Raw genomic sequence first — 892 nt, 5'->3', positions numbered from 1 at the left:
TTTATGACCAGCAGGCGGCGCGCTTGAATGGGCGTTTGCGTAAAGAATATGTGAAGGCTGTTAAAGCAGAAAAACAGCTAGCGGCAAAGCTTGCGCCTGATCACTTGGCCGATGTTTATGGTCGCCTTGAGAAAAAGGATGAAGCGTTCAAATCGAAGCTTCCGATAAAGCCAAAGGTGAGCCGCTTAATGCCAAACAATGTGGGGAATTTAGCTTTGACAGTAGACGATGATGAGGCTTTGGGGGAGGAAGAATTCAGTCAACACTTGCATAAAGCTTTGAGAAAGCTTTCCGCCTCTGATGAGGGGCGTGAGGTGATCAAGTTTCCTAAACGATAGGAAAGGAAAGAGGGGGGTTTATAAGAATTCTCAAAAGGAAGCTGGTTTTGTATCGCGTACCAGCTTGAAGCGTTAACAAAGAAAGGGGGGGAGGAATCTTATCCATTTCATAGTCTAATCAATACATGAAGTTTCTAGGTATCTTTGCCTGATCGGGAGAGATGCGTGGAGTTAGCAAGTTCCCTGATGTGTGAGAAAGAGAGGGGATTTGCAAGGTTAGCCGTTTTAGTATCGCGTACGGCTTTAGAGTAACAAAAATGGGTAGGTGTGAGCCTACCCATTCAATAAAATCTAAAATCAATACGAATCTAGATCAATACGAGAGGGAGATTATAGATGAAAAACGCGATAAATGCAACGGTCGATAAAAATCCTTGGGCGCGACCTAAAATCCAGCCTAATGGAACAGCACAAAACCGCAACAGTGATGACATTGCTTTATGGAATGAGCTTGTGGATGCGGTGAGAGCTTTGGGACAAATGAATGATTGGTCGAAAGCAGAGGTGGCGCGGCGCATAGGCATGCCGGATGGGACGTTTTCGCAATGGTATGC

Annotated in this window: 2 pseudogenes; both read left to right on the top strand. The window is 45.3% G+C overall.

From position 1 onward, the window contains the following. Positions 1–338: pseudogene (locus ACFIL8_RS11260) on the top strand (transposase); the annotation flags it as partial. Between the two features lie 336 nt (positions 339–674). Next, positions 675–892 (top strand): annotated as a pseudogene (locus tag ACFIL8_RS11255) (DNA transposition protein); the annotation flags it as partial.

Origin of the sequence: Bartonella sp. AP57NXGY, from assembly GCF_042195805.1 — a bacterium.
Classification (GTDB): domain Bacteria; phylum Pseudomonadota; class Alphaproteobacteria; order Rhizobiales; family Rhizobiaceae; genus Bartonella.
This window is presented reverse-complemented; position numbering and strand designations above follow the sequence as displayed.